Source organism: Klenkia sp. PcliD-1-E (assembly GCF_024124375.1).
In the GTDB taxonomy this organism is placed as follows: Bacteria; Actinomycetota; Actinomycetes; order Mycobacteriales; family Geodermatophilaceae; genus Klenkia.
Map to the genome: position 1 here is coordinate 21,800 of NZ_JAMXRZ010000023.1, position 22,323 is coordinate 44,122.

At 70.7% G+C, this 22,323-nt stretch carries 23 protein-coding genes; 7 read left to right on the plus strand and 16 right to left on the minus strand.

All coding sequences use genetic code 11. The annotated features are described in order from the left end of the window. The first annotated feature begins 141 nt into the window (after positions 1 to 141). The 3 genes from NH342_RS06735 (at position 142) to NH342_RS06745 (ending at position 1,310) form a co-directional block, all read left to right on the plus strand. Positions 142 to 642, plus strand: a complete 501-nt coding sequence (locus tag NH342_RS06735) for a hypothetical protein (RefSeq protein WP_253012986.1) — start codon at positions 142 to 144, stop codon at positions 640 to 642. Positions 643 to 647: 5 nt separating this feature from the next. Then, positions 648 to 1,043, plus strand: a complete 396-nt coding sequence (locus NH342_RS06740) for a hypothetical protein (RefSeq protein WP_253012988.1) — start codon at positions 648 to 650, stop codon at positions 1,041 to 1,043. 78 nt (positions 1,044 to 1,121) lie between these two features. After that, the gene (locus tag NH342_RS06745) at positions 1,122 to 1,310 is read left to right on the plus strand and encodes a hypothetical protein (RefSeq protein ID WP_253012990.1); all 189 of its coding nucleotides are present in this window, start codon (positions 1,122 to 1,124) and stop codon (positions 1,308 to 1,310) included. A 70-nt stretch (positions 1,311 to 1,380) separates the two neighbouring features. On the opposite strand, the gene NH342_RS06750 is transcribed toward NH342_RS06745, so the two are convergent. The 4 genes from NH342_RS06750 to NH342_RS06765 form a co-directional block, all read right to left on the minus strand. After that, entirely contained in the window at positions 1,381 to 1,746 is a 366-nt protein-coding gene (locus tag NH342_RS06750) for a hypothetical protein (RefSeq protein ID WP_253012992.1), read from the minus strand. 76 nt (positions 1,747 to 1,822) lie between these two features. After that, on the minus strand, positions 1,823 to 2,155 hold the full coding sequence (locus NH342_RS06755; protein ID WP_253012994.1) for a hypothetical protein: 333 nt from the start codon (positions 2,153 to 2,155) through the stop codon (positions 1,823 to 1,825). A gap of 56 nt (positions 2,156 to 2,211) precedes the next feature. Then, entirely contained in the window at positions 2,212 to 2,460 is a 249-nt protein-coding gene (locus NH342_RS06760; protein ID WP_253012996.1) for a helix-turn-helix domain-containing protein, read from the minus strand. Positions 2,461 to 2,466: 6 nt separating this feature from the next. Beyond that, the gene (locus tag NH342_RS06765; RefSeq protein ID WP_253012998.1) at positions 2,467 to 2,964 is read right to left on the minus strand and encodes a hypothetical protein; all 498 of its coding nucleotides are present in this window, start codon (positions 2,962 to 2,964) and stop codon (positions 2,467 to 2,469) included. Positions 2,965 to 3,191: 227 nt separating this feature from the next. On the opposite strand from NH342_RS06765, the gene NH342_RS06770 reads away from it, so the two are divergent. After that, positions 3,192 to 3,542 (plus strand): Lsr2 family protein, encoded by a 351-nt coding sequence (locus NH342_RS06770; RefSeq protein ID WP_253013029.1) that lies wholly within the window; start codon positions 3,192 to 3,194, stop codon positions 3,540 to 3,542. A 43-nt stretch (positions 3,543 to 3,585) separates the two neighbouring features. Here the strand turns inward: NH342_RS06770 and NH342_RS06775 are convergent, their stop codons facing one another. The 6 genes from NH342_RS06775 to NH342_RS06800 are packed head-to-tail and all read right to left on the minus strand — an operon-like array spanning position 3,586 to position 7,487. Next, a complete protein-coding gene (locus NH342_RS06775) occupies positions 3,586 to 3,903 on the minus strand; it encodes a hypothetical protein (RefSeq protein ID WP_253013000.1) in 318 nt (105 codons plus the stop codon). A gap of 43 nt (positions 3,904 to 3,946) precedes the next feature. After that, positions 3,947 to 4,372 (minus strand): hypothetical protein, encoded by a 426-nt coding sequence (locus NH342_RS06780; protein WP_253013002.1) that lies wholly within the window; start codon positions 4,370 to 4,372, stop codon positions 3,947 to 3,949. A gap of 1 nt (position 4,373) precedes the next feature. Then, positions 4,374 to 4,742: a hypothetical protein gene (locus NH342_RS06785; protein ID WP_253013004.1), complete on the minus strand. Its 369-nt coding sequence runs from the start codon at positions 4,740 to 4,742 to the stop codon at positions 4,374 to 4,376. Next, complete coding sequence (locus tag NH342_RS06790) at positions 4,739 to 5,047, minus strand: hypothetical protein (protein WP_253013006.1); 309 nt, start codon at positions 5,045 to 5,047, stop codon at positions 4,739 to 4,741. Before NH342_RS06790 ends, NH342_RS06785 begins: the two co-directional genes overlap by 4 nt. Before the next feature lie 38 nt (positions 5,048 to 5,085). Beyond that, positions 5,086 to 5,385: a WhiB family transcriptional regulator gene (locus tag NH342_RS06795; RefSeq protein ID WP_253013008.1), complete on the minus strand. Its 300-nt coding sequence runs from the start codon at positions 5,383 to 5,385 to the stop codon at positions 5,086 to 5,088. Beyond that, positions 5,382 to 7,487 (minus strand): FtsK/SpoIIIE domain-containing protein, encoded by a 2,106-nt coding sequence (locus NH342_RS06800; protein WP_253013011.1) that lies wholly within the window; start codon positions 7,485 to 7,487, stop codon positions 5,382 to 5,384. The genes NH342_RS06795 and NH342_RS06800 overlap by 4 nt, the downstream gene beginning before the upstream one ends. Before the next feature lie 957 nt (positions 7,488 to 8,444). Here NH342_RS06800 and NH342_RS06805 point away from each other — a divergent pair. Both NH342_RS06805 and NH342_RS06810 read left to right on the plus strand, forming a co-directional pair. Further along, a complete protein-coding gene (locus NH342_RS06805) occupies positions 8,445 to 10,193 on the plus strand; it encodes an Eco57I restriction-modification methylase domain-containing protein (RefSeq protein ID WP_253013013.1) in 1,749 nt (582 codons plus the stop codon). A gap of 29 nt (positions 10,194 to 10,222) precedes the next feature. Further along, positions 10,223 to 11,290, plus strand: a complete 1,068-nt coding sequence (locus tag NH342_RS06810) for a BsuBI/PstI family type II restriction endonuclease (protein WP_253013015.1) — start codon at positions 10,223 to 10,225, stop codon at positions 11,288 to 11,290. A gap of 494 nt (positions 11,291 to 11,784) precedes the next feature. Here NH342_RS06810 and NH342_RS06815 read toward each other — a convergent pair whose 3' ends face one another. From NH342_RS06815 to NH342_RS06840, 6 genes are all read right to left on the minus strand, one after another. Next, complete coding sequence (locus tag NH342_RS06815; RefSeq protein ID WP_253013017.1) at positions 11,785 to 12,348, minus strand: hypothetical protein; 564 nt, start codon at positions 12,346 to 12,348, stop codon at positions 11,785 to 11,787. Continuing rightward, the gene (locus tag NH342_RS24125) at positions 12,345 to 13,475 is read right to left on the minus strand and encodes a peptidoglycan DD-metalloendopeptidase family protein (protein WP_253013019.1); all 1,131 of its coding nucleotides are present in this window, start codon (positions 13,473 to 13,475) and stop codon (positions 12,345 to 12,347) included. The genes NH342_RS06815 and NH342_RS24125 overlap by 4 nt, the downstream gene beginning before the upstream one ends. Before the next feature lie 42 nt (positions 13,476 to 13,517). After that, the gene (locus NH342_RS06825) at positions 13,518 to 15,758 is read right to left on the minus strand and encodes a hypothetical protein (protein ID WP_253013021.1); all 2,241 of its coding nucleotides are present in this window, start codon (positions 15,756 to 15,758) and stop codon (positions 13,518 to 13,520) included. A gap of 98 nt (positions 15,759 to 15,856) precedes the next feature. Further along, the gene (locus NH342_RS06830; protein ID WP_253013023.1) at positions 15,857 to 18,376 is read right to left on the minus strand and encodes an ATP-binding protein; all 2,520 of its coding nucleotides are present in this window, start codon (positions 18,374 to 18,376) and stop codon (positions 15,857 to 15,859) included. A gap of 723 nt (positions 18,377 to 19,099) precedes the next feature. Next, entirely contained in the window at positions 19,100 to 19,513 is a 414-nt protein-coding gene (locus tag NH342_RS06835; RefSeq protein ID WP_253013025.1) for a hypothetical protein, read from the minus strand. After that, complete coding sequence (locus tag NH342_RS06840) at positions 19,513 to 20,595, minus strand: conjugal transfer protein (RefSeq protein WP_253013027.1); 1,083 nt, start codon at positions 20,593 to 20,595, stop codon at positions 19,513 to 19,515. Before NH342_RS06840 ends, NH342_RS06835 begins: the two co-directional genes overlap by 1 nt. A 595-nt stretch (positions 20,596 to 21,190) precedes the next feature. Between NH342_RS06840 and NH342_RS06845 the strand changes: the two genes are divergently transcribed. Further along, on the plus strand, positions 21,191 to 22,084 hold the full coding sequence (locus NH342_RS06845; RefSeq protein WP_253013028.1) for a hypothetical protein: 894 nt from the start codon (positions 21,191 to 21,193) through the stop codon (positions 22,082 to 22,084). The last annotated feature ends 239 nt before the right edge of the window (positions 22,085 to 22,323 follow it).

A 22,323-nucleotide genomic window follows, 5' to 3' on the forward strand; every position in this document is an offset into this window, starting at 1 on the left:
GTCAAACCAAAACTGGTCGGTAACTTTCAGAACGCGCCACGTGCGTCACACCAACCTCGTGTGTCACACAATCTGGTTGCTTGCAACCAAAAACCTGGCAGTTCGCTGTGTGCGTCGAGGCTGCACTGGGAGACTTGTCCCGTGGACCTCACCGAGCTGTTGACGACCATCGCGACCACCCCCGCGTCAGGCTGGTCGCAGCTCAGCCCGCCCACCCTGACGCAGATCAAGACCGCTCCTGGAGACCAGCTGCAGGTGTGGTTGAGCGGGCACGACTCCGTCGCCTATCTGCGCAGCAACCTGGATGTATCGGTCGCCTGGGGCGCCGAGCACCATAAGGACCCCTGGACCGGCGTCTGGGCACGCTGGTCGACGCTCCCCGACCGCACCGTGCGCGGGATGTACGCCGAGGTCTTGTGGCGGGGCCGCCCGGTACACCGGCAGCTCCTCGCCGTCGCCGACGGCGGCCGGCACTACCTGCCACGCCCCAGCCCCCTGATGGCCCCCAACGGTGACGACGTCGACGAGTGGGTGGTCGACCAGAACGAACTGCCGCTGGCGCGCCTAATCAACAGCCTGGTGAACAGGGAATCCGACGTCGACAGCACGCTGCGGATGCTCGACATCCGCGTCCGGAGCTGAAAGGAATGGACTTCTGGGACACCACGCTCGGCCCGTACTTCGATGGCGATCCCCGCGGAGACCGCACCGACCGAGCGATCGCAACGGTCGCCTGCCCCGACTGCGACGGCGTGCTCGGCCGGCTCCTGGAGACCGATGCCGGCGTAGGACTGCGAGCCTGGGTACCGGCGACGGTCCCGGGCCGCCCCGACACCCGGGACGCCGGACTCGAACTGTGGGTCCTGATCGATGACGAGCGGCCTGCCGACGACCAGGGGACCGTGCTGAACTGCTGGAAGGGCCACAACGGGCTCTGGATCACCGGGGCCCTGTGTCGCGAGCTGATCGCGCTCTACCGCACGCGGGGCAAGCCATCCCGCCGTCCGGCCGGCCGCGCCCCCGGCAGCCAGGTAGAATCCTGAGCATCTGATCGCCTGAGGCGGGACCGCTCGCCACGTCGGAGTTGAGGCACCCGACACGAATCCTCCCAGGGAGGAACCGTGTCCGCTGCCCTCGTCATCTTCGCCGTCCTGGCCCTGGCTCGCTTCGTGCTGATCGCTGCCATCGCCGTCGTCGCGCTGGTTACCAAGGACTGCACCCGTCGGGCCACCGCGATGGCCATCCTGCCGGTGCTGCGCACCGGGCTGGCTCTCCGGCGTGAGCTGGGCCAGCCGACCGAGACCAAGTAGCCCCCGGCCCGCAGAGCCCCGTGGGCCATCGACCCGCGGGGCTCTGCGGCCTGAGCCGAGATGCGCAGGGCTACTGCGTGCTCGAGAGCCCGGCCGGCGGTACACGGTGCAGGTTTTCCAGGGCGGTCACGCACCGGGCGCGCAGGTCCTCGTCGACGTCACCGAGGGCGATCAGACGACGGAGGTCGCGCACGGCCGGGTCGAGCAGGTTGGGGGTCAGCAAGCAGCACCGCCCGTGCGGGAGGCGGGTGAGCCGGGTCAGGCCGGCGTCCTGGGCCAGCTCGCGGGTCTGGGCGCTGAGCATGCGGCTGTAGAGGGTGGCGAGCTGCTGGTGCAGGTCCATGCGGTCGGTCTCGCCGGAGGTGCGGGTTAGCAGCTCTTCGGTCAGGGCGATGACCTCGCGCGTCTCGGTCAGTGTCAGCGTCGCTACCTGCACACGTGTCACCTTCCCCTACCCGGGCATCTTGGGTGCCCAGGGTGGGCAGCTGAGCCGGACCGCCTCTCCCTCGAAACTAGGGTGGTGCGGTAGGTCCATCGACATGCTCGACCGCTCCCTGCCAGACCCAGCAGCGCAGCCGCTCCTCCCCCACCTCGAGCTCGACGCCGACCGCGTCGGCGGTCCAGCGCTTGACCACCACGGTGGCGCGGATGTCGGTGTCACCGAACCGAAGCCAGGCCAAAGCCCACATCGGCCCGCGTTCCGGGGCGATCGACACGACCCGGGCGGTGAGCTGCAGCTGCTCCTCCGTGAGCGTCTGCAGTGTGCCGCGGCCGCAGGCCTCCTGCAGCCGGCGTTGCTGGGCGGCACGTGCGCCCGCGTCGGGGTAGCGGCGGTTGGTGCCCACCTGTCCAAAGATCGCACACATGTTCGAACGGAACAGGTTGCGGTGCCCGGGGTGGGTCAGGTGTTCAGGTGCGCGGCGCCAGGCGGACGTCGCACGACGTGGCGATTGTCGAGCATCCGGCGGACCGCCGTCGGGGACCGGTCGACCAGCTCGGCGATCTCGCGCAGGGACCGCCCTTCCATGTAGGAGGTGGCCACGTAGTCCTCGAGCTGAGCGATCAGTTCGGCGCTGACCTTGGTCCCGTTGCGTGCAGTGCCGGCGAACTGGGGAAGAGGGCGCAGCTGAGGCCGGGGCGGGTAGGGCACGGGCGGTCAGGTGCGGGCCGGCCAGGGAACCAGCGGCGGCAGGGGCTCGCCCGGCTGTCCACCGGCGTCGACGTCGCGCTGTTCGTGGCTACCGCCGGCGTGGGAGATCGCGGCCAGTAGCAGCTGCAGGTGCTGGCGGTCCAGCCCCGAGGCGGTGTCGCCGAGGTCGAGCGGCCGGCTGTCGGCCAGGCTCGCGGCCGCGTGCAGCAGTCGGACCTGCCCGTTGCTGCCCTGGATGCGCCCGGCGGCCAGGGCTTCATTGATGGCGTTCCAGGTGACCGCGGCCCAGGCGATGCCCGGGACCTGGCCGGTGGGGGGCGCGGTGTCGTCCTCGTCGGTCTCGACGTGGATGAGGTCGCCGGCGGCGAGCTGAGGTAACCAGTGCCCGGCGTTGGCCAGCAGCAACACGGCGGCCTCGGCGGTGAACTCCCCAAGGGCGCCGCGCAGCAGCGCGGATTCCAGGTCGACCGGATCCAGGTCGACTGCGCGGGGGCTGAACAGCACCGGTGCTCCTCCAAGGGCTGCTGGTGGTGGTGATCAGCGTGCCAGCACGTCTGCGGTGATGTGGTGACCAATCCCCCGCCGGGGTGAACCGAAGTCCCCCGACAACTGCGCGATGAGGGAATGCGAGATCCCCTCCATGGCCATTCGGTATCGAAACCCGGAGGCTTACGGCTTTAATCGTGGTGCTTCAATGCATTCGAACTATTCGGCAACCGATGGGAACACTGATGGCTCGAAAGATGCAGATCATGCTCGAGGACGACCTGACCCACGAAGTGCTCGAAGATGGCGCAGGAGAGACGATTTCCTTCGGCCTGGATGGAACCGCGTACGAGATCGACCTTTCAACCAACAACGCAGCTGACCTGCGTCAGGCTTTCGCTCGGTACACCGACGCTGGGCGTAAGGTCGCAGCCCAGCGTGGAGGCGGGTCGAGCTCGTCGGGCCGGCGCCCCACTGGTGGTGGGCGTCAGGACCTGGCCGCGATCCGCGAATGGGCCAAGGCCAACGGGCACGAGGTGTCCGAGCGAGGTCGGATCAAGACCAGCGTGATCGAGGCTTACGACGCCGCTCACTGACCGGCGGCGGCCCTCGGTCTTACATGAGACCGGGGGCCGAGACCTACGGATCGATCGTCACCGATTCGGGGCTTTCGGCGCCCGGGGTCGCGTTTCGGAGAACACGAGTCCTGGCAGTTGCGGTGTAGACGAACCATGTGCGCCCGCGCGCGTCCAGCTCTGCTGAGGGCCCGTCGACGGTCAGGCTGTCCTGGTCGACCACGATGACCGTTGAACGGCCGGCGTTGAGGGTCACCGTCTGGTCGCGTAGCTCCGCCCTCAGCGCCGCGGTGGCGCGGTCGAGGTGGGGGTAGGGCCAGCTGCTGGAGGCCGTGAGGCGATCTCCAGCCGCGTCGTCGGGCCCACCCGGAGATGTGGTCATCGGCGCAGTCTCCAGCAGCGGGGAGCAGCCCGTGGACGCCGGCTCAGCGCGAGTTGCGTTCGGGCTGGGGTACTCGGTCCGCGACGTCGTCAAGCATCAGCTGCAGAGGCCGGCAGCGGGTGCACAGTTCGGGGTCGACGGCGCAGGTGATGCAGGGCGCCGGCGGCGGCGGCACGCGCTCGTGTCGCTGGTCCCACAACGCTCGCTGCTCGAGCAGGTGGGCAACGCTGGTCCAGGGCGGTGAGTGCGCGCCGTTCTGGTGGGGTGGGCTGACGCCGGCTGCTCGAGCAGCCACCCGTTGCACCGCGCCGTCGGCCACACCGATCCCTGGGCCGATGCCGCGGTCGTAGCACCAGCTCGCCAGCAGGCGGGCCTTCTGCGCGCGCCGGATCTCGGCCTGGCGGGTGTGCGCGTAGTCGATCCCCGTCGGCGAGGGCTTGCCCGTCGGCGGGTGAGCTGCGTGGGCCACGTCAACTGGCCCGCTTCCAGCTGCCCCCGCGACGTCGCGGGCGGCCTGCGACCGACCGTGGGCGCCCGTCGACCCACGCTTCGCCGGCGGCCAGGCCGTCGTAGCTGTCCAGCGAGGCGCGCAGCGCGCAGCGGCCGTCGGGCCCGCCCTCGGGGCACGTGCTGCACAGAGCGACCGCGGGGGCGGCTGCCTGCTCGGCCGCCTCAGGGCTGGTCGCTGCAGCGTGTGCAGCTTCGATGGTGCTCCACCAGGGTCCGCGGTCGTCGCACGCGGCGGCACCGTCGCGGGCGATGTCGGCGGTGATCTGGCGGGCGCGGAAGACGCGGGAGATGGGCCGCATGGGCGCCGGCGGCCGCGGATGGGCGCTCACTGCAGGTTCCGCTGTCGTCGGGCCTGGATCGCGCCACGCATCCGGTGCCCCAGGTACGCGAGGAGGCCCAGTGCGATGGCGCCGACCAGTAGGAGCCGCGGGAGGTCCGGGCCGGCGCCGTCGCTGGCGGGCAGGGCCACCAGCGGGTTGCTGGCTGCGGGGAGGAGGACCTGGTGGTCCAGCAGCCAGGCCAGGGCCTGCTTCCAGAAGTAGGCGAGCACGGCGGGGCCGGCGAAGCAGGCCAGCACGAGCAGGATCAGCGAGTCGTCGTCGGCGGGGCTGCTGGCGGTGCGAGGGGTGGTCATGGGCTCTCCCGGGGTTGGACTGGTGGGGGGCTCGGCGCTCAGGCCGCCGAGGCGGTGGCTGCTGGTGCGCGGGGGCGCGGCGGTGACTGACCAGCCGCGCGGGTCAGACGTCGGCGTTCGGTGTCGCTGAGCCCGCTCCAGATGCCGTGTCGCTCTCCGGTGGCCAGGGCCCACTCCAGGCAGGCGGCCTGGATGTCGCAGCTGCCGCAGACCCGTTTGGCCGCCGCAGTGCTGCCTCCCTTGGCGGGGAAGAACGCGTCGGGATCGGTCTGGGCGCACAGCGCGCGGCCCTGGAACTGCGGGATGGTCAGCCCATGCGGTGAGCTGCGGGTCCTCATCGGTTGCCGTCTCCCTCGTCCTCGACGTCGTCGTTGAACTCCACGGGGCGGCGGACGGTGATGCTGGCGTCGCTGGGGACGGAGATGACCCCGCAGTCGTCGTCGTCGCTGCGCCAGGACAGGGCCAGGTAGCCCTCGTCCTCCAGGTCCTCCATCGGGTCGTCCTCGAGCACGCCCCACTGCTGGTCGTCCTCCTCGACGAGCACCATGTCCCCGGCGCTCAGGGAGCGGGCCGCGAGAGTGGTGGGGAACCCGTAGCCGGCGAAGGCACCTGCGTCGTCCTCGTCCCCCCAGCCTGGAACCGACGACCGTGGCGCCGGCGGAGTCACCAGGCGCAGTTGCGGACGAGGACCAGCCCGGCCGGCTAGCTGGGGTGTGAGACCGAAGACGGTCATCGGGGAGGCCAGCGACCGGCCGTCGGCCGCACCGTGCGAGCGGGAGGCCACCGGGTCCAGATCGGGCCGGTCGGACGCGCGGACCCACGTGGCGCAGGCGAAGTCGGTGTAGGTGGGGTCCTCGACGTCGCCGGAGTCCAGGTCGTGCTCACCGGTCGGCTCGATGATCAGCAGCCGCTCGTGGGCGACGGTGGCCGGGCGGAGCTGGTCGAGCAGGTCGGCTTCGAAGCTGCCCGGGGTGGTCTTGCGTGGGTCGGGTGTGCGGTAGGTCTGGATCTCGACGGCGCGGTTGTCGTCGTTGATCGTGGTCGCCCGACCCCGGCATCCCCGGGGGAGGCTGGTCCCGGTGACCGGGTTCTCCCACATCATCATCGCGCCCTGGGGGGACAGCCGGCCCATGGAGATGCGCATGCGGAAGTTGTCGCGCATGTCCCCACCGAAGTACTCGGCGTCGGGTCGCTGGGTGCCAAAGACCAGGTGGACCCGGGCCGTGCGGCCCTTGCGGCCGATGGAGGAGACCTCCTGCAGCACCAGTGGCTTGGTGGGGTCGCCCTTGACCTTGACGCCGACGTACCAGCTCATCAGGTTGCCGCGGAAGTCCGCCCACTCGTCCAGGAAGAGCACCAGCGGCTCGAAGTCGGTCTCGCGTGCTTGCCCGGAGGTGATGAGTTCATACCGACGCTCCATCACCTCCCAGGCCCGGTGGATGATCGCGATCTGCTGGGGGATGGTGGTCCCGACGATCTGGACGTTGGGCCAGTCCTGGAAGCCCAGGAACTCGATCGACTTCCCGTCGACCACCCAGACCGGCCAGCCGTAGCCGGTAATCTGAGTGAGGATCGTGTGCGCGGCGACGGTCTTGCCGGTGCCCGGTGAGCCCACGAGCATCAGGTTCGGGTCGATCGCTGGCCGCCAGACCATCACCTCTCCGTCCTCGTCGACGCCGTAGGGGATGACCACCGAGTCGTAGGCCCCGAGCACGTCGTGGGAGGCGTCGGCGGCGGCTGGCGTCGTCCAGACGGTGCTGGGGAAGCTGGGGCGGACCTCGAACCGGAACCGGTCGGCTTCCAGGTCCCACTGAGCCCGCCACCGGCCGGGGAGCATGGTGGACACCACTCGCTCGATCCGGTTCCGGTAGCCCGAGGCGGCCAGCTTGGCGCCGGCCTGGTGGTGTCCCTCGATGGCCACCAGGTCGTCTTCGTCGAAGACGACGTCGGTCACCACCGCGGTGGTGCCGATGAGCTCGGCGATCGCGCGCTCGGCGCGCTGCTGCAGCACCGGAGGAGCAGGTGCTGCTTCCAGCGGGGGCTGCCACTCCAACCGCATCACGCACCGCTGGTGGTCGACCATCCCGACGGTGTAGGTGCCCAGCAGCCGGCGCTGCACCGCCTCGAGGATCTCGGTGCGCCACTGCAGGTCGGAGTCGGGCCGGCCGGCGGCGTAGTGCAGCAGCACCTCCCCCGGCACGCCGGGACAGCCCTTGCCCCACCGACGCAGGATCACCGCTCGCCGGTCCAGGGACCGCAGGCCCAACAGGGGGGCGGTGGCTTCCAGGACCCGGTCAGCCAGCTGCAGGCGCAGCTGTCGGCGCCTACCGAAGTAGGCGAAGGCGAGGGCCATCGGCACCGACAGCGCCATCACCAGCCACCCCAGCACCGGTCTGTGGTCGAGCAGCGCCACGGCCAACCCGGCCAGCCCGGCGGCCACGCACATCAGCGTGTTGCGCCCCCATGGCACTGCCGTGGCCGGTAGCTGAGTGCCCGGCGCGGCCAGGGCGGTCGTGCTGGTCGATCGGTTGGGCATCGCGCTGCGGGGCATCGACGTCACCTCCTTGGACTCGTCTGCCTGAGGAAGGTGAGCGGGGCCCGCTGGCTGTGACAGACCCCCGGGCATGGGGTGCACGGAGCCGGAGCAGGTGTCCGGTTGGGTGCCGGCCGGTGGGGTGCTGTTGCGCTCCGGGGTCCCTGCCGGTGGCCCGGTGGCCGAGCGCTGGGGGTGTGGTGGCACGAGTGGTGTGGGCAAGGTGGCCCCCAACTGGGGCCCACCGGCTGGCTGTCATTGCCCGTAGTGGTCGCTTGACCCCCTACCTAAAATCGGCCTCGGGCATGGTTCTCGAAGAGGTTCTGACCGAGGCCGATTTCGGAGTGGTCCGTTTTTCCGTTTCCCGCGAGACGCTCCGCCCGACGAGTTCCAGGCCGAGACACTGACCCCTCGGCCGTCCTACGCTGCGCGCCCATCAACCCCCGACACCGGGAGCGCGGCATGGCAGGCAGCAGAAGGACGATCACGTCGGTGGAGTTCTGGGAGATTCGGCGCCCACTGGACTTCCGCGGCAGCCGCGGCCAGATGTGCAAGGTGACCCACGCCCGCGTTGGGGGCCGTATCGCGTGCGGGCTCGACGAGCGGGGCTGGCCTCAGCCGCAGGACGTTCCCTGGCCCAATCCCGTCCTGGGCCGGGCGTGGCGGTGCCCGAACTGCGTCCGTGCCATCCGAATCGGACGCTTCGCCAACCGCTGGGTGCCGGCCGCACCTGCGGCGGATGCGCAACACCCGGCGGGGGGCCGGTGACTGCTGCCGCCGCTGCGGCCCTGTCCGGGTTGGCGGAACACATTGGTTCCCGTGGGACGATGCGGTCATGGCCGATGCGGAGCGAGGACGCCGGTGATGCCCTCGTCGATCCCGCTTCGAGCTGCCCGGGGCCAGCGCGCCGTAATCGCCACCGTCGCGGCTCGTGAGCTGCGTGAGCCAGCGGTACCGGCAGCCGCCTCGGCCGTCCTGCTCGGGCTCAGTGAGTGGTGGGAGCATCGGGCGCTGGCCGCGGGTTTGAGCGGCAGTTGGTTGGACGTGGAATGGGCAGTGGAAGCGCCTCGCCCGGTCCTGTCCCCCGTCCTCGCCGTACCCGTCATCGGCACCTCTGAGGAGGTCGGGCGGCAGTACGTTGAATCCCTTCCGACCGTCGATAGGTCTCAGCACGGCCGGCACTACACGCCTCCAGCGTTGGCCAAGGAACTGTGGGCCATGACCAAGCGAGCGCTGGGATGGAAGCGCCCTCAAGCGTTGGACGGGTTACTGCTCGATCCCGCCTGCGGCGCCGGCGCGCTGCTCTTGCCCGCCCTGCGCGAGCACATGGGTGCTGCCTCCGTGGTCGACCCTCAACTGGCTCTGGCCGGTCTGCCGAACGTGATCGCAGGCGTCGACAACGATCCCGGCGCGGCGTGGCTAGCCTCGGTGCTCCTGGCCGCTGAAGCGCTCCCCGTCCTTGCGCGAACCGAACGTGCTCGCCGACGCCCGCTGCCCGGGCTGGTGCAGGTGGGCGACGGTCTCGCCGCCGTCGATCAGCCAGTTCGGGCGATCGTGATGAACCCCCCGTATGGGCGGACACGGTTGTCGCCAGAAGAGCGCGCCCGGTTTGCCGACTCTGTCTACGGCCACGCGAACCTGTACGGGCTGTTCATGGCCGCCGGCCTGGACTCCCTTGCCGCCAACGGTGTGCTGGCCACGCTCACCCCGACTTCCTTCCTCGCCGGCCGCTACTTCGAACCGCTGCGCGGTCGGCTCGCGAAGCAGACTGCATTGCGTGAGATCGGGTTCGTCTCCGACCGGTCTGGACCGTTCGCCGGTGTGCTGCAGGAAACCGCCCTGGCGACCTTCACTAGGTCGCGAGGCCGGCGGACCACCGTTCGAAGCCTCCGAGCTGAAACAACGACCGTGGCTGTCTTCGCGGCGCCGCCGTCTTCTGAGGTGGCGGTGGTGGCCACGCCGCGCACGTCAGCCCCGTGGCTGCTGCCCCGGCACTCCATCGACGCCGAGGTCGCTGCTGTTGCACAGACTCTGCCCCTGTCGCTGGCCACCAGTGGTTGGCGGACATCGACCGGTCCGTTGGTCTGGAACCGGCGTCGTAGCGATCTTGGCTCCCAGCCCGGTGCTGGTCGCATTCCCGTCCTGTGGGCAGCAGACATCGACGGCGGCGTCGTCCACCAAGACCCTGCACGGGATCAGCTCCGCTACCTCACGACGCGCGGCAACGACGATCGGGTGATGGTCTTGACCGAGCCGGCCGTACTCGTGCAGCGGACGACGGCACCAGAGCAGACGCGACGGCTGGTCGTCGCTCGCCTCGATGCAGACACCCTGGCCGCGTGGGGTGGCGCCGTCGTGGTCGAGAACCACGTCAATGTCCTTCGCCCCGTCCCTGGCACTCAGCCTGTGGTCACCGCCCGTGCGTTGGTTCGTCTGCTGGCCAGCGAGCCCCTGGACCGCGTCCTGCGCTGTTTGTCTGGTTCCGTGGCAGTCAGCGCCTATGAGCTGGGTTCAGTCCCCCTGCCCGGGCCGGCGCTTCTCACCGAGATCGACGAAGCTGACGACGAGGCTGCGACCGCACTCATCGCCGCCGCCTACCGGGCTCCCCAGTGAGGTTGGATCGTCCGGTCATCACACCGGAGGTGGCCGAAGCGCGGCTCAAGCAGATCTTCCCGCCCGGCGCATTCGACACCGTTCTATCCAACCGACTCGCTGCCTCCGCGGTCGCCGCGATGGTCTACGTCGGTGCGGTGGTCGACGAGCAGTCCGAGGAGATGACCCCCGAGGGCTTTCTGGCCCGCCCGGCGACGGTGGTCGGGATGAGCACCGAAGCACTCGCCTACGACACCCCGAGTGAACGCGAGGCCTGGGCCCGTGCCGAGGCGCGGTCCACCGCCGCCGTGGTCGCGCTCTTGACGACCTGGGAAGAGCCCTACCTCCGCTGGTATGCAGCCAACACCCGCGAGACGCTCCGAGACGAGACCTGGCCCAAGTGGGCTGAGTACGGCGCCGCACGGCGCCGGCGTGACATCCCGACGACGAGCTCATTGGCCCGGTGGGCCTTGAACTCTGAGTTCGCCGACCTCTTCGACCCCGCACTCGACAATGAGGACCTCGCCGCCGCGGTGCAGGCATGGCGCAGCTCCCACATGGAAGCCGGGGACCGCCTCCGCATCGCTCACCAGGACGATCTCGCCGGCGCCACCTCACGGGTGCCAGTGACCATCCCCGGACACGGTGTCCGCTACCTCGAGCCAGGGGATGCCTCCGCCATCCTCAAGGGCGTCGTCGAGGAATGGGCACCCCGGCGCCTGGGATCCCCCATGGTTGTCGCGATCTCCGAACCAGGCGCGAAGGTGTGGGTCGTCGATGCAGCCCGCATGGCCGCCGTCGGCATCTCGATCAACGTTTCCGAGGTACTTCCCGACGCCATCCTGCTCGACACCGCAACCAAGCCCCCCACGTTCTGGCTAGTCGAGGCCGTGGCCTCGGACGGGGAGGTCAGTGAAGCGCGTCGCTCGGCCCTGCTCGGCTGGGCCGAGCAGCAGTACATCGACCCAGCTAGCTGCCGCTTCCTGTCCGCGTTCACCTCACGAAACAGTCCACCAGCTCGCCGGCGGCTGAAGGACCTCGCGGTCGGCACCTTCGCCTGGTTCCTCAACGAGCCAAGCCGAGAACTCGCATGGGACGAGATACCTGACCGCCCATAGGGCGGCACCGAACCTGCTCGGGGTGTGGCGTGCGGCGCAGCCGGCCTCACAGACCAGGGCCGCCAACGATCTCGACCGGGGGCTTCTGACGTCGCTCCCATCCCGGCGCAGATTCCCGGCTTCCTCCCTGGACCGCAAGCCTCCCCAGCCACCCACGCAGCGCACCGCGGGCAGGGGCACATCACCCTGCCCCGCTCAGGCCACCCGTCCGGGAGACGTCCCCCACGGGCGCCATGCTCGAGGTGACCGGCCCCGACGACGTCGACGAACTCGCGGCGCTGGGCGCGGCCTTTCCGCCCGGGCCCGGCCGGTCCCGAGCCACGGGTGCGTGGGGGGCCAGCATCGGCGCCGGCATCGTCCTGTGGCAACGCGGTGGGGATTGGATTGGCCCCGCGACGCCAGCGGCCTGGGCGATGTCGGCCAGGGCATGGCCGTCGGCCGCGGCGTCGTGACCAGTTGCGCCGTCCGTGCCAATCGGTAGCCATACGGGTCATTCAGCCTGGTCCGGCACCCGGCTCTACCCGGGTGACCTGCCACGCCTGGGCGGAGTTCTCGATCCGCACCAGCAGCACCTGGCCGTCGCCGTAGGTGCCGGCGACGTCGACGAGGGACTCACCGGCGTCGATGACCTCGAGGCTGACGAAGGTGGCGGAGGGAACTCGGGACAGGTCGACGTCGGCGTACTGGGTACCTAGAGCTGGCGCGGTCCAGCGGGTGATCCGGGCAACCCAGTCCGGGCCCGGCTGTCCGAAGTCGGTGAGGAACCCGGTGGCGATCGCGCGCCACGGCTCTTGCCCGGGCTTCCATGCAGGGGCCTCATGGCCGTCCTCGTCGGTACCGCCGTCGACGATCGATGGGGGCGGTGCCGGTGATGGCGTAGACGGTGAAGGCGTCTGCGTCGAGGGTGGTCCGGCGGTCTGGGCAAGGTCGCTGGCGGGCTGTCTGGACGGCGTGGATGCCGGGGTGGATGGCTGCAGCAGGATGACGCCCAGTACCGCGAGCGCGATCGCGGCGACTGCCGGGAGCAGTGCGCGACGACCCTTGCCCGGCGTGCTCACTGCAGGTTGCCTGGCTGCAGGCCCTGCTGCTGGAGGTAGACCAGCGGATCGACGGTCGCTCCGTCGATCCGGACCTCGAAGTGCAGGTGGTTGCCGGTGCTGTCCCCGGTGCTGCCGACCCCACCGATGACGGCCCCTGAGGTGACCGTGTCGCCCACGGCAACGGCGATGACGCCGTTGGCCTGATGGGCGTAGTAGGTGTCGATGTTGGGCTCGGTGTGGATGATCACGAGGTTGCCGTACCCGCCGTTGTTCCAGCCGGCGAAGGTCACCTTGCCGCCGGCGGCGGCATGGATGGGGGTGCCACCGGGGGCACCGAAGTCCAGGCCGGCGTGGAAGTTGCCCGACCCTCCGGTGGGGCTGACGCGGGGCCCGTAGCCCGAGGTCAGGGTGTAGGAGCCGAGGTCGATCGGCAGGGACCACGAGCCCGTGGAGTTCTCACCCCCCGCCCCGCCGGCGGCGCCACCACCCCCGCACGTCGGCGTCCCGCCGGCGGTCCCGCCCTCGACGTGACCGCTGGCGCCGGCGAGGCGGTCGTAGAGGGTCGTGGCGAGCACCTCGTCGTCGGCGTAGGCCAGCGGGTAGGCGCTGCGTTGCACTCGCTGAGCCGCGACGGTGACGGGCATCGACTCCCAGCCGTCCACCGCGAGCAGGGCGTCGTAGAACTTCCGCGCTGCGGTCGGAGGGTCCATCAGTTCCTCCAGCGTGCCCCACCAGGGGTACTGCTGCTGGAAGGCGTTGACGCTGCCGTGGTCGGTGCCTACCGCGTCGTGCGGGAAGTCCATGGAGCGCCCCACGTCGACCTGGTCGGGCTTGAGGTCGCCGCCCTTGCCGTCGTTGGCGTAGTTCTTGAAGCCAGACTCCTGGGAGGCGGTGGCCAGGGCGACGATGATGCCGCGGCTGGGGATCTGCATCTGCTCGCCGACCGAGACGATCGTGGCGGCGATGTCGAGCTGGCTGGCGCTGAGCCCGTCGGCGTCGATGGTCTGCAGGTAGCCGGCCTGGAACGCTCCGCCCGGGTCTCCTCCGGGCAAGGCGCAGGTGCCGCCGGAGGAGCCGGAGTCAGACGCCACGAGGGCGGCGACGAGCAGAGGCGGCGCTACCACGACCGCGGCGGCGGCGATCACAACACCGACGGTCAGCGCCACCCACCGTTTGCGCATCGGGGGTCACCGACCGGGGTTCGGTGCCGACCGGTGCCTGGTGGTGGCTGCTCGCCGGCCGGCGAGCTCGGCGCGCAGGCGCGCGGCGTTGTTGGTCGCGCCGGGGCTGGTCGCGCCGGGGCTGGGGGACCGAGACGGTCGAGCCGAGGTGCTGTCCATGACCTCACCGGCGATCGCTTGGGTCACCCCGCCGGCCCCTGGAGCTCGGTGCGTGGGCGAGCTGGGGGCCGTCGGCGCCGGTGAGCTGGCTCCGGTGGCCACCGGGGCGTCGGCACGGTGGGGACCACGGGCAGCAGTGGGCGCGGGTACTCCCCCCGCAGGGCTGCCGGTTGCTCCTTGGGACCTCATTGCGGGGCGGGAGGTGGCAGGGGAGCCGCCGTGCCCGCTGGAGGGGGCCTGCGGCCCCGACGTCGGCTGGGTGCCCGGAGAGCCCGCAGGCAGCGCCTTCCTGACCAGGCGCCCATCCAGGGCCGTTCGTCTCGGGGAAGGGGGGAGCATGCGGTGAGCTGCTCCAGCGACCTGAACGCCGGCCAGTACGGCGCTCGAGGTGCCACCGGTCATGTAGGCCGCCGCGGCCCGGGCGCCCCACGCCATCAGCCGGCCCCCGGCGCTCTGCGCCAGCCGCGCCCCGCTTACGCGCTGGCGCACGGCGGCCGCGGCGCCGCCGGGCAAGGTGGTGGGCGCGCCGCCGGGTGAGCCAGTGGGGCCGCCGCCGGGTGAGCCGGTCGGAGCCGAGCCGGGCCCGAAGTCCTGGTCGGAGGAGCGGGATGCCCCGATCGCCAACTGTCTCGGGCTGGAGGCCCCTGCTGCGTCCTGGTGGGTTCGGGCTCGCCATCCCGACACCGCTGCGCCGAGCTTGCCGGCCAGCCCGCCCGCAGCACCCGCGGCGCCCCCGATGCCCCGGCCCATCGCTGAGGCGCCGCCGACGGCCAGCCGGCCCGCGCCGATCGCCATGCGGGACTTGTAGTAGAGGTCGGTTGGGTTGAACTGCTTGCGAGAGGGCAGCGCGGTGGGGCCGGTCCCGGGCCGCTTGGCCATCGCGGCAGCCAGGCGGTCCGCTCCTCTGCGGAGCTTCTTGCGGCCCTTCCAGAACATGATGATGCCCACGACGATCATCACGTCGACCAGGAAGAACGTGGCCATTATCCCGAAGGACCCGTCGCTGCTACCCGTGAAGATGCCCTGCAGGAAGAGCATGTAGCCGGTGAGGAACACGACGGTGAAGACCACCGTCGCCAGGGCCGTGGCGAGCTCGGCGAGGGTCTGCCACAAGGTCCCTCGTGCCCCTCCAGGCAAGATCGCCAAGACGACGGTGACGATGCCGCGCAAGGCTTGATAGAGGGCATAGACCGCTGCGAGCAGCAGCGCTCCGGCCAGCACGAGCGCGAAGATCATGAGAAATGCGGCGGCCGGGCCGATGACGAAGGTGCTGAGCAGCTGGCCCGGGCCGGGGTTCTCCGCTGCCGCGCCCAGTCGCAGATCGCAGTCGGACATCGCGTCGCGGATGTCGTCATCGGTGCCGTAGGGGCCCTTGCGCAGGACATCGTCGTAGGTGGCTTCGCAGCCCCCTCCGTCCACGACCGTGCCGAAGTTGATCATTTCGGTGGGTAGGCGGAGGAAGGTGTCGATGAGGGTTCCGGTGATCTGCTCCCGGAGCTCGGTGGAATCCCCGCTGGTGTCACCGTTGTTGGCCAGACCGGCGGCCAGCTGCAGGCCGGTGTCGCGGGTGCTGATCAGTAGACCGTCGTCGCCGGCGACCTTGTCGACAGGGTTGGCGAACAGGCCGACGGCCAGGGCGGCGATGATCAGGCTGGTGAACAGCTCGAAGATGCCCAGGGCCCATTTGCCTCGGGCCATCCAGGTGGCCGCCAGCGCTGCGGCGGCGGTGGCGAAGAGCGGCTGCACGCCGAACTGGTCGACGACGGTCTGCAGAGCGTCGGAGAGGGTCAGCAGCGGGGTGGTGACGATGGGTAGCCAGGCGAAGCCGAGGACCCAGTCGATGAACCAGACCGCGATCACTACGCACAGCCGGTAGATGCCCCAGCTGATGTCGATGAAGAACGACCAGATGAGCTTGTCCGGGCTGGTGATGCCGCCGCGGTCCAGGGACAGCTCGTAGTTCCACACCGAGATGCCGCGGGTGTCGTTGAGTTCGATCCAGGTCAGGGCGATGGGTGCCTGGGCCCCGCCGTCCGCGCGGGCTGGGGTGAGTCGCCAGGCCCACCAGCAGACCGTTGCCAGCACCACCAGCACCCATCGCGACGCAGCCCTGGAGATTCGGCCGGCGGGGTGCATCGCCGGCCGGGGGCGTGCGGCCGCCGACGGTGTCCAGAGCGGGCGCGGGGTCATGCCGCGTGTCCGCTCTTGGTGTTCAGCTCCGGAGGGGAGGTGCGGACAGCTTTGTTGCGCGCCGGGAGGGAGGGCGGGAGCACCTTGATCCGGCCGGCGTTGCCGGAGGAGTCGCGCATGAAGGCCTCGCCGCGGCGAGCCTCGGGCACCCCCTGCGGGCCTACCGGGGAGGTCTCTTCGACGAGCATGGCCACGAGCTCGTCGTCGTCTGGGTCGAGGTCCAGCCAGGCGAGCCCGCGCTTGGCCAGGGTCTTGTCGCGGTGGCGCATCAGGATGCGGGTGGGGATCAGGCCACGCAGGGTGGGGCTGCCGAAGTCGGCCTCTGGGTCGTGGGACCCCATGGCCACCGCGGCGGTGTGCTTGCGCCCGTCGCGGACGAACTCGATGAGCTCGTTCTCCCCCTCGGGGCTGGCGGTGACGTGGTGGGCCTCGTCGACGATGAAGGCGCCCAGGGTGCTGCGGTCCTGGAAGCAGATGCCGCGGGCGAGGGCGGCGACGAGGGCGTACATCGCCCGGCCGAACATCTTCTCCAGCTTGAGCTGCTCGAACAGGTGCCGGTGCTGCAGCTCATCGCGGGTGGGCAACGCCAGGGTGTGGGTGCGCACGATGATCGCTGGCGCCTCGGGCGGGGCGGGCAGGTTCTCGTTGAAGATCGCCTGCCCGAAGTCCCGGCGGGCGAAGACGTTCATGCGTCGAGCGAGCTCGGTGGACCCCGGTAGGCCACCGCCCTCCAGGTGGGCTCGCAGGGCACCCAGCGAGGTCAGCCCGTGCTGCTCGAGGTAGTTCGGGTCGGTGACCTCGGAGAGCAGGACGCCCTGCTCGCTCATCGGGGGGATGTTCAGCAGGGGGGTCAGGAAGCTCTGGGCGATGCGTCCGCCGTCGGAGGCGGGGAAGATCCGCAGCGGGTCCATGCTGAACTCGGGTCGGTTGATGTCGATGACGACGGCGTCGGTGACCGAGGTGGCCCAGTGGGCGTATTCGCCCATCTGCGTCCGGTCCGCGGCGATGATCCGGCCGCCGCGGTCGACGACGTCGCCGGCGAGCTTCTTCAAGGTGAGGGACTTCCCCGATCCCAGTTCGCCGGCGATGGCCAGGGAGCCCGAGACGTCTCGGGCGGAGGCTCCTGCGATGTCGTGCAGCACGACGCCGGTGCGTCCGGTGGAGATGTTGAGCGCCAGCAGGGAGCCGGTGCTGTCCCCCAGTGCGCTGGAGGCCAACGGGACCGTGGCGGCCAGTCCGCGTGAGGTGGCGATCTGGGCGAACTGGCGGACCACCGGGCTGGTGGGCACCCCTGGCTGCATGGCCCACCAGAGGCTCTCCTGCTCCCCCACCGGCTGGGTGACCTTGTAGCCAGCGCCGCCGAGGTAGTCCGCCAGCGCCCGGGCCTGGGCCAGGGCGATCTCCCCGTTGGGTCCGGCGACGCAGAAGACGGTGGTGGCCTGGACCTCGACTTCGAGCTTGTCGCTCTCGAGCACTGCTGCGTACTCGGTTAGGTCGGCCGCGGCCCGGTCCAGGGTGTTGAGCCCGTGGCTCATCTCGCCCTCGCGCTGGCCGTACTGGTCGTTGAGGTTGATGAGGGCTCGCCTGTTGGCCTTGGAGACCTCGGCCGAGGACCGCACGTGCAGCCGCATCGCCCAGTCGATCTCCAGGCCGCTCTCGTCGATGCGCCCGACGAACTCCGAGCCGGGGAACAACATGCCCTCGCTCGGGACGTCGCTGAGCACGAGCAGCGCCTGGTAGGAGGCCGGCGCCAAGGTGGGAGCTCCGGGCTGCCCGACCTTGAGGAATCGGTTGGCCAGGGGGTTCAGAGTGCGCAGCGTCCGGCGGTCCTGGTCGGTCTGGCCACCTTCATCGAGCAGTGGTTCGGGGAGGCCGCCGCCGGCCGCGGTCATCAGCACCGCCTCGGTGGAGTCGGAGGTCGGCTGTGGGAGGTCCAGGTCCAGGAACAGCCCCCGCTGCTGGCTGTGCAGGTGCAACCAGAGCATCTGGGCTGGGGTGGCCGGCTGCGGACGGAAGGGCGCGGGGATCCCGGCCATGATCTTGTCGGCCTGCTCGAGCCGGCTGGAGATCTCCTTGGTGGGTTGCCCGGCGCGGGGCAGTGCAAGGGCGTCGCGCAGGTTGGCTGCCGCAGCCCGTACGGGGGCCCGCAGGCGGTCGGAGGGTGAGGCGTTGCCCAGCGGGACGCTGAGCCAGAAGATGCGCTCCCCGGGTCCGATCTGGTCCAGGGTGTGCAGGGTCGCTTCGCACTCGGCGGCCCAGTCCGGGCAGGCATCCAGGTCGACGTTGGTGATCATTCGGTCTACGACGGCGGCTGGGTCGAGGCTGGCGCACACCCCCAGCAGCAGCGACTCGCCGGGCAGTGCGCGGAGCAGGGCCTGGTGGTAGCTGCGGACGACCGATTTGTCCTTGGTCGGCCGGAAGCCGTAGGGCAGGGGGCGGAGGAGGAAGTCGGCCCAGACCGTTCCTGTCCGGGTCCAGCGCAGGTTGCTCGCGATGCTGTGGATCGGGGAGTGCATCAGCGTCTCCTGGCGGGTTCAGGTCGGTGCGAGGGAATGGGTTGGGCGAGCAGGGACTGCAATCCGGTCAGCGCAGGACGCGCCGGAGCTTGCGGTGGCGTCGAGGTGGGGGGCTCCTGCGGAGCTCGCCTGGGGGGCGATGCCGGGATCGGCGCCGGGGCAGGTGCCGGCGCGCGGCCCGGGGCCGGGGCAGATGCCGGCGCGGGGCCCGGGGCCGGGGCAGATGCCGGCGCGGGGCCCGGAGCTGAGGCAGGCGCCGGCGCGGGGGCCTGTGCTGGGACAGGCGCGGGGTGGTGCGGGCCGGGAACCATGACGGTGATCCGGTGGCGTACCTGGTGCGGGGGCCGAAGTCGCAGAGGCCGCCCCCCGATGCGCCCGGTGCGGGGAGCGGTGACCGCGCGCCATCCGCCGGCCAGGATCGCTAGCGGGTTGCGGGCCCCCAGGGGGATCTTGCCCAGCGCGAAGACGATGACTCCGGTGACACCGAGCAGGACTGCGGCGTTGCCCAGGAGCCCGAAGTTCGCCCACAGGGACGAGGTCTTGGAGGCCACGAGCAGCACGCCGCCGGCGGCCACGATCTGGGTGACGGTGTAGGGCCCACCCGGCAGTCGCGTGCCGTCGTGGGTTCGCCCGATGAGCTGGGGGAACTTGCGGGCGAGGGTGTACCACTTGACGACTTGCTGATCTTGGTTGCTCATCGGCTCTGGGTCACCCGCATCCCGATCAGAGGGTCAGGGGCACGGTGTCGGGGGCGAGCGGGCTGCCGGCAGCGGTGGGCGGGTCGATGGTCGCGGTGGGCGGGTCGATGGTCGCGGTGGGCGGGTCGATGGTCGCGGTGGGCATCTGGACGGCGCTGCTGCTGTTGACCTCGTTGTTGACCCGGTTCCCGAGGTCGTCGACGTGGGTGACCACGTAGATCAGGAGCGCAGCGACGAGGCCTGCGGTGACGACGGCTCCCAGCGCTGCCTTGGCCTGCCAGGACTTCCAGAGCACCAGGGCCGCGGCGGCGACGATGGCTACGTTGCGGATCGTGGTGCCGGCGTCGGCGGTCACGTTGTTGATCAGGTCCAGGAAACCGTCGCCGTCGGCGGCAAGCACGGTCGTGCCGTGCTGGGCCAGAGAAGGGGTGAGGTTCATCAGGGGGTTCCTTCCAGTTCAGCCGGAGGGGCTTCCGAGCTGGTGTTGGGGGCGGTCGAGGTCGCCGTGGTGGCAGAGGGCTGGGGAGCCGAGGTGGACTGGGCAGGGCTGGGGTCGATCGCGGTGACTTCCCAGCGGCCCTCGCGGGCGGTGAGGGTCAGCGCGTACTGGACGGCGATGACTTGGCCGGCCGGTGAGGTGACGTCAGCGGTGGTGAGCACGCGCAGGGTGTCGCCGGTCGTCGGGGTTTGGGTGTCCTCGCCGAGCTCCTGGTCCACGCGGACGGTGCGCTGGTCGACCGCGACGTAGGGAGCGGGCTGGATGGCGGCGATGTCGACGCCGGGGGTGACGTAGCGGGTGACGTCACCGACGCCGGCTAGGAGGGCACTGAGGAACTCGCCGGTGGCGACGGCCACCGGGTCGCTGGGCGTTGCGGTGTACGGGTAGTCCAGCGAAGGCGGTTGGGCCCGGGTGGGTGCTGCCACCGGCGCCGGCAGCGTGGGGGCGATCAGCGATCCGCCGTCGTAGTGCACGGCGACGAGGAAGAACTGCCGGCCCGAGGTGGGGGCCTCTCCCCCGGCCGACGGGCCGGTGACCGTGGCGGCCACCGTGACCGCCCAGTCGCCGGTCGCCGTGCGGGTGATGCTCGAGGTGGCTGGATCGGTGACGGTGGAGGGCACCTGGGCCAGCCGGAGTCCGGTGGTGTTGATGAAGGTGTCCAGCGCGGTCTCGTTGCCTCGGGCTGTGGTCAGCCAGGTGGTGACGAAGCGCTGCGCGAACTCGCTCACCGCCGCCTGCTCGGCGCTGCTGTCGGTGGCTGCAGCTGCTACTGGCGTAGCCGCTGCCGGTTGACCGGCCACGGCCAGCACGCCGACCGCCGCGCCGATCGGGCCGCACACCAGGCACGCCCACAGGCCTGCGGTGGCTGCCTTCGTGGCGAGCGCTGATCCACCCGTCCACTGACCCTGCAGTCGGACGTCGGTGTCGGGGATGGAGGGCTCGTCGGTCACGGCCGGGTCTGCCGCGGTGTCGACGGGCTGCTTGTCCCCGGCGCCACGGCGGCCCAGGAGGGTGCGGCTCATGCCGGCCTCGAGGAGGGATCGGTGGAGCACCGGCGGGTGCCACCCCTCGGCCGAGGTGGAGCAGCCTCGGCCGAGCGGGGCATCCCGCCGGCGGTCTGGGTCAGACGTCCAGCAGCAGAGCCCGGGCCCTCGATGGGCCTCGGGGAGGCGGTGGTCTTCGGTTGGCTGGGGTCGGTGAGTGGGACCTGCAGCTCCTGCTGCCAGCCCTGCAGGGCAGCCTCGACCGAGCTGTGCTGCGACGTCGTCGAACGCACGAGAGCGTGCATCGCGGCCGCCTCGGACAGGCTGCGCGCGCCGGTCTCGAAGTCCTGATCCATGCCCCTGCCTTCCACCGTGGAGGTCCTGACACCTGCGGAAGGTCAGTGGTGGCACGGTGGTGTGACAGCGGTGGCGAAGTTTTTTCCAGCACCGCGTTCTACGGGCCGACGGCGTGTTGACGTGCAGTTATGCAGGCGCCGCAGAACAAGGGCAAGGCGGCAGGCGCGGTGAAGGCGCCCTAGTCGGTGCGGTGTGGGGCTGCGGGCAAGGGGTTGGGCAAGGGTGCATGCCCATTGTTCGGAGGGACCACAGACCCGCACGTGGATTGGAGCCCATCGTGTCGATCTCTCCCGCCCCCAGCACCGCCCGCAACGGCGATACAGCTGAGAGCTCGAGCATCTACGGCCAGCTGATCGAGGAGTGGTCGCGGCTGTGCACTCAGCCCTCGACCTCTCGTCAGCTGCGCCGCTGGGCGATCAGCGAGCCGGCTCTGGCCGACGCCGGTTCGCTGCAGGAACTGCTCATGCAGATCGACGAGGGATCCCGCCAGGTCGACGACGCGATGCTGGGAGCCCTTGTTCGGCTCTTCCACGCCGGTCAGACCATGGCCGGCCGGGTCGTTCTGCAGGCGATGCTGCCCAAGCTCATCCGCTTCGCCCGAACCACCCGGCCGACCCGGGACGGCGGTGCCGGCGCGGACCACAGGCAGGTCATCGTGGCGACGTTCTGGTCGGTGTTGGCCAGCTACCCGATCGACCGGCGGGCGACCAGCGTGGCTTCCGGTCTGGCTCTAGACACCCTGAACAAGCTCACCGCCGAGCTGCGCGGCAACACGTTCGAGGAGGTGCCGGTCGACCCCCAGCACCTCACCGTCGCCGTGCAGGAGCAGGTGGAGGACATCCCCGGTCCGGCCGGCTCCATCAGCGCCGATGCCGACCTGCTCGAGGTGATCGCCTGGGGCTTGGACACCGAGGTACTCACGAAGGCAGACGCCGCGATGCTGGTGCAGGTGTACCTCCCGCAGCCGGGCCAGAACGGCACGGCCGCTGCGGCTGAGCAGCTGGGGTTGTCCCCCGCCACCGTTCGCCAGCGCTGCAGCCGAGCTCGACGTCGCTTGGTCACCGCGGTGCACGCTGAGCGCCACGGGCTGCCCCTGGCCGCCGAGGTCGGGGCCGCTGCCGCGACGGCTCCGGGTGACCAGGCCGGTGAACTGGCTGCCCTCTCCCGCTGACGTCGGTCACGAGCAGCGACCCACGCCGCCCGCCCAGCTGGGTCACGTTCGGGGCTGCGCCACGTCCTCCCGGCGCCGGTCTGCACCTCCTACGGTGGGTGGGCGCGCGCCCTGTCCGTGGCCGTGCCAAAGTCCCCACGGGTGGCCATCGAGAAGTCCCCGCTGATGGCCAGGTAGGTCCCCGTCCCTCGCTCGTCGTGTCGATCGTGAGCTGAGGCCCTGGGCGGTGACGGTGGCGG